The organism is Armatimonadia bacterium (assembly GCA_039679385.1).
Classification (GTDB): Bacteria; Armatimonadota; Zipacnadia; order Zipacnadales; family JABUFB01; genus JAJFTQ01.
Map to the genome: position 1 here is coordinate 20,454 of JBDKVB010000164.1, position 20,598 is coordinate 41,051.

Annotated in this window: 17 protein-coding genes; 7 read left to right on the top strand and 10 right to left on the bottom strand. The window is 64.8% G+C overall.

Annotated features, from left to right (window positions below; all coding sequences use genetic code 11):
- The first annotated feature begins 68 nt into the window (after positions 1-68).
- Complete coding sequence (locus ABFE16_19060) at positions 69-614, top strand: hypothetical protein (GenBank protein ID MEN6347399.1); 546 nt, start codon at positions 69-71, stop codon at positions 612-614.
- Between the two features lie 31 nt (positions 615-645).
- Here the strand turns inward: ABFE16_19060 and ABFE16_19065 are convergent, their stop codons facing one another.
- From ABFE16_19065 to ABFE16_19080, 4 genes are all read right to left on the bottom strand, one after another.
- Positions 646-1,521: a hypothetical protein gene (locus ABFE16_19065; GenBank protein MEN6347400.1), complete on the bottom strand. Its 876-nt coding sequence runs from the start codon at positions 1,519-1,521 to the stop codon at positions 646-648.
- Entirely contained in the window at positions 1,514-2,563 is a 1,050-nt protein-coding gene (locus ABFE16_19070; GenBank protein ID MEN6347401.1) for a hypothetical protein, read from the bottom strand. Before ABFE16_19070 ends, ABFE16_19065 begins: the two co-directional genes overlap by 8 nt.
- Before the next feature lie 61 nt (positions 2,564-2,624).
- On the bottom strand, positions 2,625-3,083 hold the full coding sequence (locus tag ABFE16_19075; GenBank protein MEN6347402.1) for a hypothetical protein: 459 nt from the start codon (positions 3,081-3,083) through the stop codon (positions 2,625-2,627).
- A 58-nt stretch (positions 3,084-3,141) separates the two neighbouring features.
- Positions 3,142-5,283, bottom strand: coding sequence for a hypothetical protein (locus ABFE16_19080; GenBank protein MEN6347403.1), 2,142 nt, complete (start codon positions 5,281-5,283; stop codon positions 3,142-3,144).
- A gap of 370 nt (positions 5,284-5,653) precedes the next feature.
- Here ABFE16_19080 and ABFE16_19085 point away from each other — a divergent pair, with 370 nt between their 5' ends.
- Entirely contained in the window at positions 5,654-7,471 is a 1,818-nt protein-coding gene (locus ABFE16_19085) for an ankyrin repeat domain-containing protein (GenBank protein MEN6347404.1), read from the top strand.
- A gap of 317 nt (positions 7,472-7,788) precedes the next feature.
- On the opposite strand, the gene ABFE16_19090 is transcribed toward ABFE16_19085, so the two are convergent.
- Positions 7,789-8,757 (bottom strand): hypothetical protein, encoded by a 969-nt coding sequence (locus tag ABFE16_19090; GenBank protein MEN6347405.1) that lies wholly within the window; start codon positions 8,755-8,757, stop codon positions 7,789-7,791.
- 629 nt (positions 8,758-9,386) lie between these two features.
- On the opposite strand from ABFE16_19090, the gene ABFE16_19095 reads away from it, so the two are divergent.
- The gene (locus tag ABFE16_19095; GenBank protein MEN6347406.1) at positions 9,387-10,655 is read left to right on the top strand and encodes a membrane dipeptidase; all 1,269 of its coding nucleotides are present in this window, start codon (positions 9,387-9,389) and stop codon (positions 10,653-10,655) included.
- A 73-nt stretch (positions 10,656-10,728) separates the two neighbouring features.
- Here the strand turns inward: ABFE16_19095 and ABFE16_19100 are convergent, their stop codons facing one another.
- From ABFE16_19100 to ABFE16_19110, 3 genes are all read right to left on the bottom strand, one after another.
- Positions 10,729-12,702, bottom strand: coding sequence for a metallophosphoesterase (locus ABFE16_19100; protein MEN6347407.1), 1,974 nt, complete (start codon positions 12,700-12,702; stop codon positions 10,729-10,731).
- A 66-nt stretch (positions 12,703-12,768) separates the two neighbouring features.
- A complete protein-coding gene (locus tag ABFE16_19105) occupies positions 12,769-13,623 on the bottom strand; it encodes a glycerophosphodiester phosphodiesterase family protein (GenBank protein ID MEN6347408.1) in 855 nt (284 codons plus the stop codon).
- 67 nt (positions 13,624-13,690) lie between these two features.
- Entirely contained in the window at positions 13,691-15,214 is a 1,524-nt protein-coding gene (locus ABFE16_19110) for a DUF1846 domain-containing protein (GenBank protein ID MEN6347409.1), read from the bottom strand.
- A 229-nt stretch (positions 15,215-15,443) separates the two neighbouring features.
- Here ABFE16_19110 and ABFE16_19115 point away from each other — a divergent pair, with 229 nt between their 5' ends.
- From ABFE16_19115 to ABFE16_19130, 4 genes are all read left to right on the top strand, one after another.
- On the top strand, positions 15,444-16,550 hold the full coding sequence (locus ABFE16_19115; GenBank protein ID MEN6347410.1) for a hypothetical protein: 1,107 nt from the start codon (positions 15,444-15,446) through the stop codon (positions 16,548-16,550).
- A gap of 365 nt (positions 16,551-16,915) precedes the next feature.
- Positions 16,916-17,431 (top strand): hypothetical protein, encoded by a 516-nt coding sequence (locus ABFE16_19120; protein ID MEN6347411.1) that lies wholly within the window; start codon positions 16,916-16,918, stop codon positions 17,429-17,431.
- A 96-nt stretch (positions 17,432-17,527) separates the two neighbouring features.
- Positions 17,528-18,481: a hypothetical protein gene (locus ABFE16_19125; GenBank protein ID MEN6347412.1), complete on the top strand. Its 954-nt coding sequence runs from the start codon at positions 17,528-17,530 to the stop codon at positions 18,479-18,481.
- Positions 18,482-18,672: 191 nt separating this feature from the next.
- Positions 18,673-19,077, top strand: coding sequence for a hypothetical protein (locus tag ABFE16_19130; GenBank protein ID MEN6347413.1), 405 nt, complete (start codon positions 18,673-18,675; stop codon positions 19,075-19,077).
- Between the two features lie 165 nt (positions 19,078-19,242).
- On the opposite strand, the gene ABFE16_19135 is transcribed toward ABFE16_19130, so the two are convergent.
- Both ABFE16_19135 and ABFE16_19140 read right to left on the bottom strand, forming a co-directional pair.
- On the bottom strand, positions 19,243-19,830 hold the full coding sequence (locus tag ABFE16_19135) for a hypothetical protein (GenBank protein ID MEN6347414.1): 588 nt from the start codon (positions 19,828-19,830) through the stop codon (positions 19,243-19,245).
- A 75-nt stretch (positions 19,831-19,905) separates the two neighbouring features.
- On the bottom strand, positions 19,906-20,598 hold a 693-nt coding region (locus ABFE16_19140; protein MEN6347415.1), incomplete at its 5' end, for a hypothetical protein.

Sequence of the window (20,598 nt, forward strand, 5' to 3'; positions counted from 1 at the left end):
GTCGTGCCGAGAGGGTCGTCGGGAGCCAGTATGCCCTTGTGTCGATGTGGATCAGGAGGGAACGGACGGTGTGTGACCTTCGTAGCCAGGCTCAGCCCTACCTCGACTTCGTCTGCCGCGAGTACGGCCACAAGGACAGGGCACATGACTTCCACCACATAGAGCGCATCGTGAGTCGGCTCCCCATGCTGTCCGAAGGCCTATCCCCGCAGTGGGATCGCCTCTACTTCCTGGCCTGCTTCCACGGGTTGCATGCACGGATCCAGAACGAGGAAGCCTTCCGTGAGCGCGTCGAGGCCTTTCTGGGTAGCTTGGGGTGGCAGGACACTGCTGATCTCTTGGCGAGCCTTGCGCGCCACCTGAGAGCTCCTGTGACCGTCGAAGAGCAGATCGTGCATGACGCGAACTACCTGCAGTTGCTCGGGGCCTTTGGTGTTGCCAAGGCCTTCCTCACCGGCGGGGCGCTGGGGCAGTCCTTCGAGGAGACAGCGGACATCTTCGAGCACCAATATCTCGATCGGGTGGAGTTTCTGACGCCTGTCGGCAGGAGGATGGCCGCCGACAGCCGGGCGTACACCAAGGACTTCCTGCGCCGTCTGCGCGAGGAATGGTAGAGGAGTACGCCCGTCTGCAGGTCGTGCGGGGTTACCTCTCTGTCTTCTGCGTCCGTCGGTCTTGCTTCGGAGGCGCGGGCTGACACTCCGGGCATGTGTAGACTGCGCCGCCCAGGAAGCTCTCCTTGAGGATCGCCGCCTTCCCGCAGGCGGGGCAAGGCTGACCGGCCGCTGCGGCGCTCAGCAGACGCGCATACCCACCGGTCTCGTCGAAGAGGTCATGCTCATCGGTCCGGCCTTTGAGCCCGATCGCGCGCTGGATCACTTGCACGACGGCCTTGTAGAGCGCAGTGCGCTGCGCCTTGGTCATATCTACCGCTCGGTAGCGTGGGTGAAGTCGTGCGGCCAGGAGGATGTCCTGCAGGTAGCCGTTCCCGATGCCCCAGGCGCCGGGCTCCGAGATCAGGAAGAACTTGATGGCCCGTTTGTCATCGGGCGTCAGATTCGCAAACAGGCTCTCGAAGTACTCTCGCGTGAATCCCTCATCGGTCGGCTCCAGTGACCGCTTCGCGTACCACGGGTACACCTCAAGCCCTTCCGGTGTGAAGAGCTGGCACGACCCCCAGCCCTGGACCTTGACGCTGAGGAAGGTGCCGTCGCTGAAGCTCAGCAGCAACTGGTGCTTCGCCGGCACCGTCTCTGCCGAAGCGTGATATAGGATGCGTTCCCCACCACCGCCGAGAAGCACCACATGACCGCTGCTGACGCGGACCAGAATCAGCGAGCCGCTCGCCTCGGACCCAAGCACCGACTGGCCCTGGAGGATGCTCGCGTACTCCTCCGGCGGGCGGTTGTAGAAGGCGAACTTGTGCGGCGAGTTGCCCCGCATCGCGGACCCAATCTTCTTGCCCGCCAGCGTCTCGGTGATCTGTCCGGCAAGGGTCACGGCTTCCGGGTGCTCAATCATGACGTGCCTCCACCAGGGACTGCTCGATATGAGAGACTGCCTGCGCATCGGAGTCGCGGATCTCAAGGAGGGTCTGCGCATACCGCTCGCGCACCTCAGGATCGAGGAGCCGTTGCTGAGCCTCCTGCGAGAAGTCGCTCTTCAGGATGTCCTCGAGCTGGTACCTCAACTCGCAGCTTCGTTCATAGCCTTCGGCGGCCAGAAGCAACTCTGTCCCGCCTCCGGGCAGCGCTTGGGCCGCATCGCGCAGGAAGGGAGCCGCCGAGGTGTGGTCGTCGAGCATCATGTTGTAGCAGAGCACACAGAGGTAGCGGAACCAGAGACCGTTGTCCTCCCGCTCCACTTCCTGGGCGAACTCCGGGTTGCGTAGGGTTGACGCCAGGACCTCATAGGCTTTGAGCCCGGCGTGGCGACCACCAATCTCCGGCGTGCGTACCAACTCCACGGCCAGTTGCAGGGCCTCGGTGTAGACGAGCGGCAAGGGCAGCGCTTCGCACTTCGCACCCAGGGTAAGGTACTCTCTCGTCTGCCCGTGCCAGTCCTTGATGACGTCATAGCCCCTGAACCTATTGGGCCCGCCGTAGGGACTCGACCCCAGGAGTATGTCGCCGCCGCTCTCATAGCCGGTGATGAGTACCCAATCGGAGGCGTCCACCACGTGCCCTCTCAGCATCACAGCAAGGCCGCGGCTGATGCTGTCGGTGATGCGCTGAAGGTCCTCGGCCCGGTTGCCCCTGGGGTGCCAGCGGTACCTGTAGCCGACCGCGTCGAAGGCACGGCGGAACAGGTCGTGCACATCGGCTGAGACGCTCTCGAACCCGTAGAAGCCAGGGTTCCACAGCTCATGGCCCATGGTGAATCGAAAGGCGACGCCGGTCACGCCCATGATGCTGTGGTACGGCACCTCCTCACCGACACACTCCACCATGCGGGTGAGAGCCGAGGCGAACTCGCACATCTCGCCAGTGCTCCAGTCCAGGGGCCTGACGCCCTCCAGGTACGTCCTGTTGCCCTCGGTCTTGAGGCTGATGGCTCGTGACACCGTGTCCCGCTCCTCTCTTGGTGTTGGGGCCTTCCCTCACAGGTGCCGTTGCCGGTGCTCCTCAGTGCTCCTCAGCCCGGTACTTCTCCAGGGCCTTGCGCACCCCCGTCTGCATCCAGCCGTTCTGGATCCACGGTATCGCCTCGAGCTGGCTGCGAATCGACTTCCCTCCGCTGCCGCAGTGGGGCTCGAAATCCGCCACCTCGCGGTCAAGCATCTCCGCAGGGACGCCAATCGCCTCGGCACAGGCCATGGCTGCAGCAACCAGGGCCCTCGCGATCTCTTGCGGTTGTTTCTGGTCGCATCCCAGCAGGGACCGGAGACGTATGATGTCCCGCTGGGCGCCCTCGGGGTAGTTCCAGAACCGGCTCAGGAAGTCGCCGACACACACATCCTCCTGGTAGTCGGACCTGGCCTCATACTCGCCTGCATACAGGTCGGGCTGCAACGCCTCCATCGTCTCGCAGGCATCCAAAACGCCGTTCATCACCGTCCGGAGGAGCTTCCAGTCCGTGCTCATCTGTCCTCACTTCCTCAAAGGTACGGGGACGCCGCCATCCCGCGGTCGCTACGCCGTCTCACCACGTAGCCACAGCCTGCCGCAGGGCCTCGATCCCTGCCCGTTCCTCCGCGATGCCCTGGTCCAGGAGCGGCAGCATCACCACGAGGTGCTCCGGGTCTCGCGCGAACTTGAGGACGTTGGTCTCCATGGGGTCACCGGCATGGGCTGCGACGCGGTAACGCTCATACAGCGCGAAGGCCTTCGCGTAATGCTCGGCGGCCTCAAGGAGCGGCTGTCGGGCGTCGTCGCCGAGGGTGTCGGCTGCTTGACGAAGCCACTCGGCGCAGCACTTGCGGGCACTGAGGCGTTCGAAGGTCGCCCAACAGAACCACTCCGCGCGCTTCTCGAAGCTCTTGCTTGAATCCGCAACGTCTCTGCGGTACGCCTCCAGCGCCGCCAGGCCCTGGGCCACACCCCCATGCTCATGAGGTGAGGCCTTCTGCAAGGCCCGCTGCAGGGCCTCCCTGTAGAGCTCCTTGTGCGGCCTTGGCTTGCCGGTGCGCTCAAGAACATAGACCCAGGCCGGCTGCAGGTCGCCGAGCGCAAGCCAGCCACGCCCGACGGGTGCCTCGAACCAAACCTGCCTCACGCCGTCTTTCTCGCGGTAACCAGTGAACAGGCCGCCGTCCCACTGCTCACTGAGGACAGGAGTGCCCGCGTCCACCTGCGGCTTGACGAAGGCCCAGAGACGATCGGCCTCCTTGACCGGCACACCCTTGTAGGAGTAACCGAGACGCTGCGTAAGCCAGCGGAAGACCTCGTAGGGGCCATCGGCCTTCGGGTTTCCGCACACACCGAGGAAGGCAGTCGGCAGGCTGTCATAGCCGTAGCCGAAGCTGAACGCCCAGCCGGTGCCCGCCGTGAACTCGGCAAAGGTGATCGGTGTTCCGGCGTGGTTGAGAGCTTGAACGTGCGCCAGTGGCACCCCGGCACCCAGATAGGGTACGCTCTCGTCCGTCAACTCACGGCCTGCGGGCGCCGACAACGCCTCGGGTCGCACCTGTCCCGGAAGCACCTCCGCAGCCGCCAGCGCCTCTTCCATACTCTCCGCGGCAGCCGCTAGCTCCTTGCGGAGGGGCACCAACACCTGCTCGGCGTGCGCCTTCTGCTTGTCGAGTCTGCCCACGAGCTGCTCCAGCCTCTCGCCACCCTCACCTGTCAGGGACGGGTGCAGAAGCGTCTGGGTTCGGTCGTAGTGCTTCGCCGTCGCCTCCAGACAGGGGCGCACAACAGCCGGGAAGCTCAGCGCTCGTTGCCGCAGGTAGGCCGAGACCGCCCGGGCACCGGCATCCATCCGGACAGCGTTGTCACGGGCATCGGTCCAGCCCTTCTGCGATCGCTGCTCACACTCGGCGCAGAATCCCGGCACCTCGGACATCTGCTTGATCCACAGGTCCATCGCCTTCAGGCCATACACCGCCTGCCGGGTGCGACCGAAGGGCCTCTCCCCACGTATCCTGGCGACAGCCAGGCGCAGCATCTCCAGGTCGGCATCGAGCGCCGGTGTCGTGGTCCGCGCCGGTGACAGCGCCCAGGCCCCCGAGACGTAGGACACCGGGTTGTCCAGGTAGCCATTGAGGCAGGCGCCGAGGAGCCTGCCCGTCTCGGGATCGGCCTCGGTGATGATCCCGGCCCAGGCCCAGGGGACAAAGCCATGGGGCCCCTTGGTCTCCCACTCGCGCTCGATAAGTATGACGTGGCCCGCACGCATCTCCTTGTGGAACACCGCAGCGACTGCTCGGCGATGCGCGAGCAGGGCCTTCGGGTCCGGGCTCTCTGCTTCGGGGAGACGCAGCTTGCGGGCAGTCAGCCCCAGACTCCTTGCGAGTGGGCGGATCGCAGGGGTACTCAGCCACGAGGCAACATGCCACCAGGACGTGCAGGGCTCGCAGGGGTCAAGACCGGGGCAGAAGGCACTCGCCGACCGACAGAAGACCGTCTGGTAGTCGCCGTCGCGACCAAGCAGCCTTGCGGCCGCCACGAGCGATAGCGACACGGAGTCTTGCGACATCCCTTCGCCCTTCAGGCTGAGGGAAGCGTAGTCGGGTACTGCCGATCCTCCATCACGGCAAGTCGAGTCGCCGCGAGCAGTTCCGCATACCAGGGCCAGAATGAGGACAGTGGCGAGAGCCTCGCACACCGTTACACAGGTTGTCACATCGCACCTCCCACTTGCGCGACACCGTGTGCCGCTTGCCCCCGCGCCTCCCTTGACGGGCGGCCAGGCAGTACCCTTCCGCGTCTGGCGTCTGCTTCCTGCCTGAGGAAGGGCCTTGCGGGGGACAGCAGGGGGCAAGGGCGTCGGAAGTGCACAAGGAAGAAGGAAGTTGAAGGACCTTCTCTCAATGTTACTCTGTATATGTGGTCAACGTAGCCCGGTGGCACTCAGCAGGTGCTGGAGTGGACGTGACCCGCTCTGTGGGCCTGACTGGGCTCTGGCCTCCGTGCGCGCTCTCGTGTTGAGGGTTCGCCTCTGTGTACATGCCTGCACAACCTCCAGCGCCAGTGCCCCTTCGGGAGTGAGAGCAATGAGTGCCACTCGCCTTTCACTGACCCTTGTGGCCATCTTCGCTATCGCCTGGACTACCGGGTGCTCTCGCGAGGAACAGCCTCCCGGACTCCAGCCCGAGGTCGCGAGCAACGGCGCCGAATCCTCTGCCGAGACCGGCGCGTCGTCTGGAGGTGCCTTGCCCGAGCAGCTCGCGGTCCAGGCGATCGCCAGCGGCAACGAAGGCGAGTTGCGCCGTCTCCTCGCTGGCGGGCTGGACGCGAACACTCCTCTTGGGGTGCGGAAGGGGACCCTCCTACATCAGGCGGCGATGTCGGGCAAGGTTCACCTTGCCGCCGTCCTACTTCGCGCGGGCGCCGACCCGAACGCCAAGAAGACCGATGGTCAGACGCCGCTCCAGGCAGCCGTGTGGGGTGGTCATCCGGAGCTCGTGAAGCTGCTGTGTGAGAACGGAGCCAGGGCAAAGGAGCGCGGGCAGTCCGGGCAGACGGCTCTGCACACAGTGGCCCTGCGGGGCAGGCAGTTGTGCGAAGAGGAACCCACGATCGGCAGACTCGCCAAGTCGGAGAGGAGCGCTCAGCACGCGGCTGCTGTGCAGGCCAACCTGAAGTCACTGGAGATACTGCTGGCTGCCGGCGCGGACGCCAACGCGGTCGATGCCGAGGGCAATACGCCGCTTGCCCTCGTTGAGCCCAGCAGCCCCTTGATGCGGCTGGACGCCTACACTCAGACCGTCAAGGCACTGCAGCAGTCGGGTGGCCGCAACTCCAACAAGTACAAGGACCTCAGCCCGACCGAGGCGGCCTGCGTGGCTGCAGGGACTGGCGACACCGACAAGCTCCGTGCCTTGCTTGCACAGGGCCTCGACCCAGACGCGCAGTTGCGCTCCTACTCTCAATGGGAGACCGTCCAGAGGAAGATCGATTGGCCCTCCACAGACCCTGTGCCGATGCACCCCCTTGACGCAGACAGGGAGGTCAGCCGGCCCCTGCACTGGGCCTGCGCGGCCGACCAGATCGGTGCCGTCCGCCTCTTGCTCGAGCATGGTGCGAAGGCGAAGGCCCTCGACACAGATTCCACGGCACCCCTTGGGACCGCTATCGATCACGGCAGCGTTGAGATGGTGAAGCTACTCCTCGCCCAGGGCGCCGACCCGAACACTTCCCGTACCAGTCGAGGCACTGCGCTGTGCAATGCGGCAATGGTGCGAGGAGACAAGGGCGTCGAGATGCTACGCGTGCTACTCGCCGCCGGGGCCGATCCAAACAAGCAGACCAGCGCGGGTGTGGCACCGATTCAGTTCGTCGGCGAGGGTAGATGGGGCCAGCGGAAGGCCGAGTTACTTCTGGACAAGGGGGCGCGACTGACCCTAGAGACCGCAATCGTTCTGGAGCGGACGGACGATGCACTCGACCTGGTCGCCAAGGGACAGGGCATCAAGGAGACCGTGACCCAGGCGCCCTACCCTCTGACGATGCGCGATTTGGCGCACCTGCATCACCAGCCCCAGGTGGCCGAGGCCCTCCAGAAGCGCGGAGTGCGGATGTCCATGATCTACGCCATCATGTTCGCCGGGGACGCGACGGAGGTCGAGAGGCAACTGCGCGCCGGTGCGGTTGCCCGGGGCTCTGCAGAGATGGCGGACTACCTGCGCGGGGCGATCCTCAAGGGCCACGTGGAGATAGTGCGCGTGCTCCTCGAGTACGGGGCCAACGTCAATGAGCCGGACCAGAACGGACGCACGCCGCTGGACTACGCTCGGCTGAGCAACAAGCCTGAGATGGTCGAGCTGCTCCGTAGCCATGGGGCCAAAGAGGGCAAGGGCCGGCGGCGCTAGCATCCCAGTTCCGCAAGCCGACAAAGCTCCGCCTTGGAGACACATGCGGGCCCGCTGCCAGGGCGGTCGGTTGCCGAACCGCGGGAAGTGGGCCCATGCCAGAGCGGATGCCGCGTCTGATGCCCCTGGCACCCTTTGAGGCAGTCGCCGTGACCGGCCGCGACTACGTGTGGTCGCGGAGCATCGCCCCGGACCCAACGTAGACCTGCCCCTTTCAGAACCGCAAGGGCCGCGGACACAGTCTCGGTACTCCTGCGGCCTTCCTCGCGTTGGGGGCAGCACGTGCTTGTCCTGCTTCCGCGTTCCGGTCTCGCGGTCTACTCGCTCTGCTGCTGTTCCTCCTTCTTCTTCTCGGTACCCGACAACTCTGCAGTAACGGAGCCGAAAATGTCGGTAATGTCAAAGGTCACGCCATATCCCAAGGCCGGACTCTCGCCGCCTCCAAAGGCGCCACCGGCAGTCAGGCTGAAGCGATCAGCGATGTGGCGAGCCACCCCTAGGTAGAATGGCCTGTCCGCGCCACCCATGCCGTACCCGGCGACTAGCCCCCATGTGGGCTCGCCTGGCTCGCCGGTCACGGTGAAGATGCCCTTGGCCGGGAGCGTGACAAAGGCCTCAACAAGGACTCGAGCCGGTGCGCCGTCACCAACGCTATACTCGGTGAAACGCCACCAGGTGGTGCAGGTGAGATCGGCCTCCGGATCCGGCGTGTAGATCGTGTGGCGCGATCGCGGTAGCCACGCGCCTATGCCGACCAAGACAGTGACGTCCTTGTCGACCACCACGGTAGCGAGCTCGAGGGGACTGTTGGGGCCAGCCAGTAGCTTAAGGAGCGAAGCACCGATCAACCCCCCGCTTCCTCCGGGGGAGGGCGCCCCCTCCCGCGTTCGGTCTGAGTAGCTGAAGGTGTAGTTGCCGCCCTTGATAGTCAGGATGCCGCCCATGTATCTCGTGGCCACGTCGACGACGTCTTTGGTCTTAGCGAGGTTTTCGCCCAGCTTTGTGACCGCCGCCGTCTTTGCGTCTCCCGTGTCGCCTCCCAGCGCGGTAAACTCATCGGGCCTGAGCGTCGGTGACGTCTTGCCCTTGCGCACTGCCGCACGTAGCACCTTCACTCCGCTGGGACTATCGGGCCACACGACCTGACTGAACTCAACCATCCCTCCCGGCAGGTGACGGATCACAATCGGGTTCGCGACCGGCTCCGCGACCGGCTCCGCATAGGCAGAAGCCACAAGAACAATGCAACACAGGCATACTATCAGGCAGATCCGCTCCACGACCATCACTCCCTCCAGATATGGGCCGAGCAAGGGTGTTCCGTATCTGTCCACGGGTCCGGCAGCAGGGCCTACGGCTACGACAGCACCGGGTTAGTCACTCTCGGCGGCAGGAAGGCGCAGGGCGGCAGTACCGTCGGCCGTGGTGGACCCAGGGGGCAGCAAGGTACCGGGATCTGGTCCTTCTGCTGGCCGCATACTGCCACGAACAGCGGTCGCTAACGGACTGTGCGGGCGAATAGAGGCTGGAGACATGGAGAGGTAGGACCATGAGGACGACGGGAAGACGCACATTTGGTCCACTTCACACCAAAACTGGTTCCTTCCGTCGCCGCCTATAATAGCGCAAACAAGCGCATAATGTCAAGATCGAGCGCACGTCGGCCGAATTGCCGTCACAAGACACTGATATACACGGAAATGCGCAGATCGCGCCCCTCGCCGTGGTGGCACTGCCTGACAACAGGCAGACATGGATGGCTGGCAGCTATCGGCCTGACGGACGGGTGCTGCGCAGACGGGCGTGAAGAAGGTGTCCCCGGCTCGGGAGGGAACACAGAGGCATGACAGCGGTTGCGATGCCGTGAGGCGCCGACCCAAAGCCTTGTGCAAGGCTCCAGAGGAGATGACTGTTCGTGAACGAGTCCGTCCGACGTGCCCGAGAGGTGGCCCTGGGAATCCTGCAACCCAGCGAGCGCGACCTGGCGCACGGTCTGGAGTTGCATGCCAACTCCGTCGTTGTTGATGCCTACGGCTTCTCGCCCAGTTCCGCCGTCGACGGGGAGGCCGTGAAGGCGGCGGTTGAAGCCGGTGCCTCAGACTCCGAGCTGCAGGACTTGCTCGAGGACATGAGGATGACCCGCTGCGTGACCGATGCCCGCGAGCGCGAGGAGTTTGTCGGCGCCTGGGAGGCGGCCGGGGTCAACTGCATCGTCCAGAACTCGGGCGAGGAAGGCCAGGCCGTCGACCGCCTGCTCAAGCGCCTGGCCCGCTTCACCTACCTCACCGACATGATGCCCGAGGTCGTGAGCAAAGCCGTGCGCCCGGCCGATATCCTTGCGACAGGCAAGGCCGGAAAGCGCTGCCTGTACTTCACGGGCAACGGCGTGCCGCTCGCGCAGAGCTGGGAGTCGGCGGAGTCCGAGCTAAGGTACATCCGCACCTTCTTTGAGCTCGGAATCCGGATGATGCACGTTACCTACAACCGGCGCAACATGCTCGGAGACGGCTGCGCCGAACCGGCGAATGGCGGGCTGAGTGATCTGGGGCGGATGGCCATCGCCGAGATGAACCGGGTCGGGGTCATCGTTGACGTGGCCCATTCGGGCTGGCAGACGAGCCTGGAGGCAGCGCGTGCCTCCAGCCGGCCGATGGTGGCGAGTCACTCGGGGTGCTGCGCAGTGAACGTCCACGCGCGCTTCAAGCCCGACGAGGTGATTCGGGCGATCGTCGATACCGGCGGCTACCTCGGCATCTGCTGCGTCCCCGCCTTCCTGGGGCGCAGTGGCGACATCAACGCCCTTCTCGACCACATCGACCACGTGGTGAAGACCTTCGGCGCCGACCACGTGGCCATCGGCACGGACACCGCCTACACCTCCTCCTTCGCCGGTGCTGAGAACGCCAAGATACCGGCCAGGCGTCGTCAGCGCAGCAGGTTCGAGAACTTCTGGCCGCCGAAGGACCCGCTCTTCTCGCCGGAGTGGCAGAAGCCGCACATGTCCCAGAGCCTGGCGTGGACCAACTGGCCCCTCTTCACGGTGGGCATGGTTCAGCGGGGCTACTCGGACGAGGATATCCAGAAGGTACTCGGCGGCAACGTGGTGCGGGTGGCGGAGGAAGTGCTTTCGAGCGGCGCCTATGCTCCGCTTCCGGCGGGCAAGGGAAACGCTGCCTCCGCCTGAGGTTTGCAGGGTCTGCGAAGTCGTCAACCCCGGGGCCGCTGAAGAGGCGACCCCGGGAAGGTCTCTGTCTCTGCTACAACGCAAATCGCCCCGACAGGTCGCCGTCGCCCGTGGAGAGCATCCAGGACAGCGCCTTCGGGGGCTCGAAGGACTCCCTTACAAAGCCCCGGTTCCGCACCTGCCGTATCTCCCACTCGACGCGGTCATCGTACACGCGAAGCATCCGGTACCCGTTGGGCCATTCGGCGAAGGCCGGGTTCACCAGGTGGTCCCGGTCGCCGGGCCGGTTGAACTCGGTCCAGTGAGTGTGCCCGCAGAGCGCCCCGCGGAAGTTGGGGGCACTATTGAGAGCCTCCAGGACCTCCTTGCCGACGGCACACTTGGGAATCCGGTAGCCACAGGAAGAGACGCCGGTGTGGTTGAAGAGCGGGTAGTGCCAGACGAACAGTGTCGGGGTCTTCGTGTCCGCCGCGAGGGTGTCGCGGAGCCACTGGATCTGCTCAGGCCTGGCGCACACACCCCGTGAGGTCTTCGGGTCGTAGAAGTTGCTGATCGTGCCATCGGCCTGGTACCAGTAGGAGCCATCGAGGACGATGAACCGCAGCGGGCCTTCCTGGAAAGTGTAGCTGGTGGCGTGACCGGGGAACATGCCCGCGCACAGTTCCAGCGCATCGTTGCGCGAGGAAGCCAGGAACCCGTCGTGGTTGCCGATGCAGCCGTACACCGGGATCCCGGCCTCGCTGCAGATGCGGCCCAGGCTCGCGAACTGGGGTTGCGTTCCGTTATCGGTCATGTCACCGGCGATGAGGGCGAAGCGGGTCTTCTCCTCGCCCAGGTCGGCCAGGGTCTCGGCAAGCTGCACCTGCGCCGGACCGTTGAGCTTGTTGTTCATCCAGTTCGAGCGCCCCGTGCCCAGGTGGGTGTCGCCGAGGAGTGCGAACTGGTACACCGGGTCTTGCACCGGACGGTTCAGGCTGCGCAGTTGGAGCCGCAGGAAGCGTCCCGCCGGTCGGAAGTGCGGACCGGCGACCATGATCGTGTGCCTGCCCTGGGGCATGAGCCAGGTGACGAGCTCGACGCGACTCGGTGGTCGGTCGCCGGTGCATACCGGGGCCGGTCCGGTCAGCGCATTGCCTTCGCCCTGCCAGCCGGGGGCGTAGTTGACCATCGGCGCAGCAATCACCGTATCGTCGCACAGTACCGTGGCCCGGAGACCGGGACGAAGATCGGCGTCCGGCTCAAGCTCCAGGGCACCGGTCACGTACATCGGCCGGGGTGCATCGACCGCGAAAGCCAGCATGCCGTCGGCCGGGATCGCCGGGCTCGGTTCGCCCGCCGACCAGTCCTCCGCAGACTCGAACCCCGCTGCCAGAACCCCCGACCGCCCATCCAGGGACAGCTCGCCTCCGGGCTGCAAGGTGACGGCGCGCCGGTCGGTCTGCGAGCGGAGAGTGGCGGCGATGACCGGGTAGGTCGTGATCGGCGGCTTCGGCAGACGGGTCTTGCGCAGCACCACATCGTCGAACCAGCTCTCGCCCGAAGTCACCATCGCCAGCATGACCTCGCGGTCTGTCTTCCGCCATTCCTCGCCGCGCAGGGCTCCCGTGATGAGTACCCAGCGGCCCTCGATTCCGCCGGAGGACTGGGCCTTCGTATGGCGCTGGCTGGTGCCGTCGCTCGCGGAGACGTAGAGCTGCACGCCTCCGGTCATCGCCGCCCACACCCAGGCTGAAAACACGTAGTCGGACTGACCGTCGACGATGCCGTCGAGGCGGAAGTACGCCCCGCCGGAGCCTTCGGTCGGGGTCACACGCAGGGAGTGCTCGCCGGTATGAGCGCGAATCGTGTCGCCTGCGTAGGCCGCACGGTAGGTGTGCAGGTCCGGAATCTGGCCCTCGAAGCCCTCGCTGAGGACGATGCCGGTGTCACTCTTCGTTGCGGCCTCAAGGGCGGGGTCGGCCTGGCTCAGGGCGGCCAGCAGACCGTCTCCCGTCGCGGCAAGGCCGACTACGGCGACCAGGTTCTTCCCGAAGGTTCGCCTGTCCACGAGCTATCTCTCCCGTCGCCCCCGATCGGCGGGGCTTTGCGTTGCAGCACGTCGGTCTTCGGTGCCCTAGACCGGCATCAGATGGGGCCGGTTGGTGCAGACGATGTCCGCGCCAAGATCGACGAAGCGCGGCCACAGGGCCGGGTTGTCTACCGTCCAGACGCAGAGGCGGACACCGGCTGCACGGGCCTTCTCGACCAGTGCCGCATCCACCTGGCGGTACTCGATGTTGAAGTAGGGCAAGCCCTTGTCGATGGTGGTCTGCAGGTCGGTGGCCTTCCCTGAGATCAGGGCCAGCAGCGGGACCGTCGAGTACTTGCGGACCTCAAGCACCGCCTGGAGGCCGAAGGAGGAGATCATGCTCTGCTCGAGGACGCCGCCCTTGCGCAGGATCTCGACCACCTTCTGGGCTGTCGCGGCATTGCCCGAGGACTTGATCTCCACGTTGATGCGAAGACGCTTGCCGAGAAGAGCGACGACCTCGGCAAGGGTCGGAACACGCTCACCGACGAACTCCGGCTTGAACCAGCTCCCGGCGTCGAGGGCCTTGATCTGGGCGAGCGTCATCTTGGCTATGGGGCCCGTGCCGTCGGTGGTGCGGTCGACCGTTCCGTCGTGCATGACGACGACCTCACCGTCGGCTGTGAGGTGCACGTCGAGCTCCACCCACTGCGACTTCGTCTCCAGGGCCTTCCTGAAGGCAGCCAGCGTGTTCTCCGGTGCAAGGGAGGAGGCGCCACGGTGGGCCATGAGTGCCGGCGTCTTGGCCTGAGGGGCCTGACTGAGCGCAAGGTCGGTGCCGGTCTTCGTTGCAGTCACGCCGACCGTGTCGGCGTGACTCAAAGCTGCCAGCAGACCGTCTCCCGTCGCGGCAAGACCCACTACGGCGACCAGATTCCTCCCGAAGGTTCGCCTGTCCACGAGCTATCTCTCCTGCTCCGCTAGACTGCGGGGTTATGTGACGTCTCGCGTCGGTTCTCGCTGCACTCTATCGAAGGAAGTACTCCTGGCTGGTCGGCTCCGCATCTGTCGTCATCACGATCCCCAGCTTCCGGAGTCCCAGGTTGTCGCCCGGTCCCGGCTGGTGCGTGAGATGCATCTGCAGGCCGCGCAGACGGGTAATCTGGTCAACGCCGGCCTTGGCAGCAGGGTTGGCGTCCGCGCTGATGCCCAGTGCAACCAGAAGCTCCTGGACATTCAGGCTCGCAGAACTCGAGGCCAGGCAGGTTCGCTTGAACTCGGTGAGGCTCCTTACCATGCTCTCGGGGAGCAGGTTGAGCCCCTCCGGCAGACCGGCAAGGCGCTTGATCCCGTTGAGAATCGCCGCCGAGGCCGAGTGCAGCAGGGGCGAGTTCTTGCCCGTGACCATCGTCCCGTCGGGCAACTCCAGGGCGGCGCCGCAGTAGAACCCGTCACTGCCCTTCTGGGTGCGCTCCGCCTCCTCAGCAGCATCCCGGGCCGGCTGGACCACACTCCGGTCCGTCGGGGTGAGAGACAGACGCACCATGAGCTTCTCGGCACGCTCCAGTACATGCCGCGACGCCAGGCCACGACGCGCTTCCCACAGGTGGCGGAAGTACCGGCGGATGACCTCCTGCTTCGAGGCCTCGCGGACCACCTCGTCGTCGGTGATGCCCGCTCCCGCCCGATTCACACCCATATCCGTCGGAGACTGGTACTGGAAGGTCTTGATACCGTGGGCGGTGATGCGGTCCAGAATCGCCTTCAGGATTGGGAAGGCCTCAATGTCCCGGTTGTAGTTGGTGGTTGTCTTGCCATAGGCCTGTAGGTGGAAGGGGTCAATGAGCACCAGGTCGTCGAGGTCCACCGTCGCGGCCTCGTAGGCGATGTTGACCGGATGGTCCACCGGCAAGTCCCAGATGGGGAAGGTCTCGAACTTCGCATACCCCGAGCGCCGGCCCTGACGGCAATCGTGGTAGAGCTGCGACAGACAGGTCGCCAGCTTCCCACTCCCCGGTCCCGGAGCCGTCACCACGACCAGCGGGGCAGAGGTCTCGATGTAGGGGTTCCGCCCGTAACCCTCCTCCGACACAATGAGGTCCACGTTGTTCGGATAGCCCTGGATGACCCGCTGCGGATACACCGGAATGCCCTTGGCGGTGAGCCGGCGCATCAGTCGCTCGGTGGTAGACCCCTCCTGAAAGCGGGTGATGGCCACCGACACCCGGGTGATGCCCCACTCGCGCAGGTCATCGAGTGCCTTCAGCGTCGCCCTGTCATAGGTGATGCCGAAGTCGCCGCGGATACGGCCCTGCTCCAGATCGCCGGCATAGACGCAGAAGATCACCTCGACCTTGTCCTTGAGGCCCTGCAGGAGACGCATCTTCACGTTCGGATCGTAGCCCGGCAGGACCCTTGCGGCGTGCATGTCAAAGGTCAGCTTGCCGCCGAACTCCAGGTAGAGTTTGCCTGCCGCTCGGTCCACACGGTCCAGGATCGCCTCGGTCTGCTGGTCAAGGTACTTCTGGTTGTCGAAGCCAACTGAGAACATCAGTTCCTCCTGCAAGGGCGTGTCTGCCCGGAGGTTCGTCCCTACGGGCGGGATACCTGCCCGACTTGCCGTCACGGCATCCTGCCTCAGATTCTCTGCGTCTTGCCGATAGGCCGGGAATGTCACTGCGGCTCGAAGGGCGAAATAGCACGGCGTGGCTACCCGGTCAGTGGTACGCCAAGCTCCCAGTATACGCTCTTTGACCAGACCACCTCATCAGGAGCCAACCATGCCTATCCTCAAAGCTGAACTGCCCGACCTGTTCACCTTCGCCGACGGCACGCATCTTCAGAAGGCCGCAGACTGGCCGCAGCGTCGTGCCGAGTTGTACGAGCTCGCCGTGGGCCTCGAGTACGGTTGTATGCCTCCGACGCCGACCGCCGTCCATGCCGAGTTGCTCCACCCGAGCACCATCAAGGCGCCTGTGAAGGCCGCCCACAAACAATACCGCCTGAACGTGGAGGGTGGCAAGCGCCCCTTCTGGTTCATCCTCGATCTGCTGATCCCGGAGGTCGAGGGTGGTGGCGACCACAAGCTCCCCGTAGTCATCAACGGTGACGGCTGCTGGCGCATGATCACGGACGAGATCGTGGCGGAGGTTCTGGGCCGCGGCTACGTCCTCGCCACCTTCAACCGCACCGAGATCGTGCCGGATGCCTACCGCAACGAGCGGGACACAGCCTTGTACCTCGTCTATCCGGACCTGGAGTTCAGTGCCCTCGCCGCCTGGGCCTGGGGCTATCACCGGGTCGTCGACTTCCTCCTCACCCAGGACTTTGTCGATCCCGCATGCCTCGCAGTGGTCGGCCATTCCCGGGGCGGCAAGACCGTGCTGCTTGCCGGGGCGACCGACGAGCGCATCGCTCTCACCGCTCCGAACGACTCCGGCTGCGGCGGGTCAGGTTCCTATCTGTGGCAGGGCGAGGGTTGCGAGAAGCTGGCCGACTTGATCCGTGCGGTGCCCTTCTGGCTTGGACCTCGCGTCGCCGAGTACGTCGACCGTGAGGAACTCCTGCCCTTCGACCAGCACTTCCTCAAGGCCCTGGTGGCGCCCCGGGCACTGCTGTCCACCGAGGCGCTCGGCGATCTGTGGGCCAATCCCTCCGGCACCTACCAGGTGCATCGGGCTGCTCGCGAGGCCTATCGTTTCCTCGGGGCAGAGGATCGCATCGGCATCTGGTATCGCGAAGGCGAGCACCGTCACGGAATCGTCGACTGGAAGGCCTTCCTCGACTTCGCCGATCTGCAGTTCCGTGGCCTGCCGACGAGCACACCCTTCGACATGAACCCCTTCCCTGAGATGCCGGCTGCTTTCTCCTGGTCGGCGCCGCTCTGAGGGACGAGGAACCCTTACAGTAGCGTCGGATAGAGGCGAGTGGCGCAGATTGCGCCGAGCCTCTACCTCGAGAGAAGCAGAGGAAGGAACCGCGGCGCATCCTTGTGGGTGCGCCGCTTCTTTTGTGGTGGATATAGCCCCTTCGGGAAGGTGTAGAGGTGGATCGTCACTAGACATCTTGTCAGCGAAACCACTTATGGTAGTAGTGTGAGGGAACCTTTTCTATATCTATATCCTTCATGTATATGGTACTGTGTACATGAGGGTCTGGTGAGGTTCGACGGCGTCCTCGTGTGTGCCTCTCCGCCAGACCCAACCGGGCGAGCAAGGTCTCCCTCGTCCCCTCAAGGTTCGGAGGTGGGTAGATGCGCAAGCGCCGTCGCCTACGCATCGAGGTCATAGTCTACGTGCTCGCCCTGGTGGCCGTGGTCGGCCCGCACTGTCTCGACAACTGGTCGAGAGTGGCACGCGTCGCCGCCTTCATGGGGGTCAGTCCGACGCAGGTCCGGCCTGACCGCCATTACGGCTGCCCGTATTACTGGCTCCTGACGCTTGCCACGCCCTTTGCGTATGAGGTGTTCAGCGAGGATGGCAGGACGGTGGCATCCGTCGACCTGTTCAGCACCAACGATGTCCTGAGGGTGGCGTTCGAGAAGGGAGCCGGCCCGACGATGCCGATGGAGCCCACACGAGCATCGGAACGTGGGAAAGAACTCCTGGCGCGGTACTATGGTGTGGCGCCTATAGATCTTGAAATCGTCAGTACTGACGTGGGAAATGGCTACACCATCGTGCAGTACCGAAACGTGGCCACCGGAGAGAAGTACAAGGTGGAGGCCTACGGAGGCCGGGCAATCAGCTTCTACAAACCCCGTCACTGAGGGGTGCCCTGGGCCGCCAGCCAGCCCTGAGCTCCGACCGCAAGCCTGTTGAGGACGCAGTTTCGATCCTTCTACGCTGTAGGGAGCGTGAACGGTATGACGAGTGCAAAGCTGGGCGTTCCTGTCGCAATAGCTCTTGTGTGTGCCCTGGGTGCCTGTCAGCCGCAGACGGGAGACCAGCCGGGACAGCCGCAAAGCCAGGCGACTGAGCCCGGCGGCGCTTCTGCGCAGCCCAACAACGAAGCGACCACGCCACAAAGCTCCACGGCAGAGCCAGCCGCGTCCGCGGCACAGGAAGGGACGCAGGCGACTTCGACGGCGAAGCGCTCTCCCGAGCAGATCGTCGCTGACTTCCTTCAGTGCAAGCCGGAGGACCTCACCCTCAAACGCGAGGAGGGAGGGGCCAAATCTAGCCCCTCGCACGGCGCCTTCCGATTCGAACTCGGAGCTGCCACACAGCAACGCGAGACCGGATCCGTTGTCGTCGACGTCGAGCGCGGGTTCGTGACCCAACTTCGCTTTGCAAGCCGCTTCCCGAGAGAGGCCGGTATGAAGTCCACTCCGGAACTGGATGTACGGTGCAGGAAGCTGGCAGAGCCTTGGCTGGCTCGCGTCTGTCCGCTGAAGCGTGACCGGCTGGGTGACGGCGAAACCACGGTCATGGGTGGGCGAACCTATTGCATCAGGTGGGAAGAGGGGGCCGGCGAGCCCGGAGTGTGGACCGGCAGCCGGGTCCTGATGGGCTTCGACATGACCAGGGGCCAGCTCGTGTCCTACCTTCTGCGCGTCGCTCCGACGAAGGTGCCGAAGCCGAAGCTCGGAGAAGCTGAGGCGCGACGGGAGGCCGAGGCAGTCGCCAGGAAGCTCGGTGAGCAATACAGCGTCGGCCCTGATGCGAGGCTCGTGCTGTCCAGTGCCTATGCGCCTGAGGAGGGGCCCACCTGGGAGTTCACGCTCCATCACGGGACCGGGACGGACGCGGTCGTCATCGATGCCGTCAAAGGTTCGGAGGTGAAGCCCGGATGGACAGCGCCCACCGTCCCGCGGTAAGGGTGTGGTGGTGGATCTGGATGATCCCACTCTGTCTGCTGTGTTCAGGGTGCCCACATCCCCTGCTGCCTGTGGAGGAGGAGCGGCTGTCCGTCCAGGAGGAGCGACTCGCTATCAGCAAGGCGCTCAACCTACCTCCAAGCCGTCTCATCGGCACCGGGGCGGTACTTGACGTGCCAACAGGTGGTCGCATGTGGGACATACAAGGGGTAGGGGAGAATGCCAAGCCTGTCGTCGGGACCGTCTTCACGCTGTTCTCGCAGGTCTGGAGCTACACTGTTCATCAGAGCGCGGACCCCAACAACAGGTGGCCTCTCATCGACAGCCCGCATCCTGTCAACTCTCAGACTGTGGTGCCTACCGCTCACAAGCTGGCTTCGCGTCTATGGGGTCTGCAGCCCAGCGATATCGAGAGGGAAGCGGTGCGCACCTCTTACGGTATGGCGCAGGACGGATCGCAGGTCCCCTATCTGAGTGTGAAGATGACCTTCCGACGTGAGTCGCAGCGGTCGCCCCTGCATGTCACGATCGACTTCGATGAGAGCACTGGTGCTTGCTTCAACGTGCAAGCGCTGTTCAGCGAGAAGGGCCCCTAGCGTCCATAGGTATCTCGCCTGCCTTCCTTGGTATGGCCGTGACGCGCGAGTTCCCTGCAACGAATCGCACCGCCACCACTCGCTGCGGAGCGCGAGCCAAAGGACTTGCCGGAAGCTGGGTTGTCGTGCGCTGTGCCGTGTCACAGGCCGGGAGGGCGCTGCCGTTCAACGCACTCCCAGGGTGCGGCGTATTCCCATCTCTGCGATGACTGCGAGGATGAGGAAGCTCACCGCGTAGGAGAAGGCGTTAGCCACGGCGGTCGCCTTCAGAACCAGCTTCGTGTCGCGGTGCTTGCCGACGGAGAGAACCAGCACGAAGGCCTCCACACACAGAGTCACCGCATAGGACCGCAGCATGAGCAGTAGTGCCCGGCCGTACTCGTGCTTGACCATGGCGGTCTTCCAGCCACCCTCGAAGGCGCCCGCTACATACCAGGCCAGACTCACGAGCGCCGAGGCGGCGTTCGCCAGTACGGCGTAACCGAAGCCCTGGCCGGTCGTGAGCGTCAGCATGGCCTTCAACACCCAGGCCTCCAGCAGCACCGTCACGAGCACGTACAGCCCGAAGCCGATCGCCGCCGCAGCGGCAGCGACGAAGGCCAGACCGAAGACGTCGAAGCCCGAGGAGAACCACATGTCGTCGGCATAGGCGACGGTGGCCGACAGCAGAAGACCTGCACCCACGCCGACGAGGAGGGCGGACTTCCACCAGAACGCCCGGCGACTACCGCCACCAGCCTGCTCAGAACCCACCACGGCTTCCACCCCCCAGGGAAGGGCGCGTTGTTGCATCCCTACTGTCGACGCTTCCGTGCCCACCGTCTCATGTCATTGCCCCGGAAGGCGCAGTGGGCGCATCGGGATCGTCTTTTGGAGCGCTCCGGCGCGCACCTTCACACTCACCGGTCTGCTCTTCGTGCCGATGGTGAGGGTGCCTGATCCGTCGGCCAGACTCGGCGATCGGACCACGTAGTGCCCTTGAGCATCCGTGCGGGTGAGGAAGGTCCTGCCGGCCACCGTCAGCGTCACGTACTTGTTGCGTGCAGGGCTGCCGTCCTCGTTCTGAGCAAGGCCATCAAAGATGGAGTCGTGCCCCGGCGCACCACCAGACTGGAAGGCCCAGGTCCCGAAGGCGCGGTCATAGTAGACATGGACCACCAGCCCGGTCGCAGAAGTCAGGCTCACGGTCGTCGAGAAGGACTGACTGCGCCGGTTGTTGGTCATGTAGGTGCACTTGGAGCTGCTGCGGATCGTCTTGTTCTCGCTCTCACCGATCCCCAGGAAAGACAGCCAGCCCTTGCTGTGCTTCTCGACGCAGGTCGTGAAGTTCGAGGAGCCAGTCCAGTCGCCATAGGTCACGGTATGGCTGGCGATTCTGCCGACGTTACCCCCGCCGACGGTGATGGGACTGTAGTTCGCCTCGACGAATCGCCCGGGCACCGTGTAGTCAAGAGGCCCGATGTTGGGCCCCCAGGTGAAGGGATCCTGCCTGACCAGCGACAGGATCGCGTCGGCCGAGAG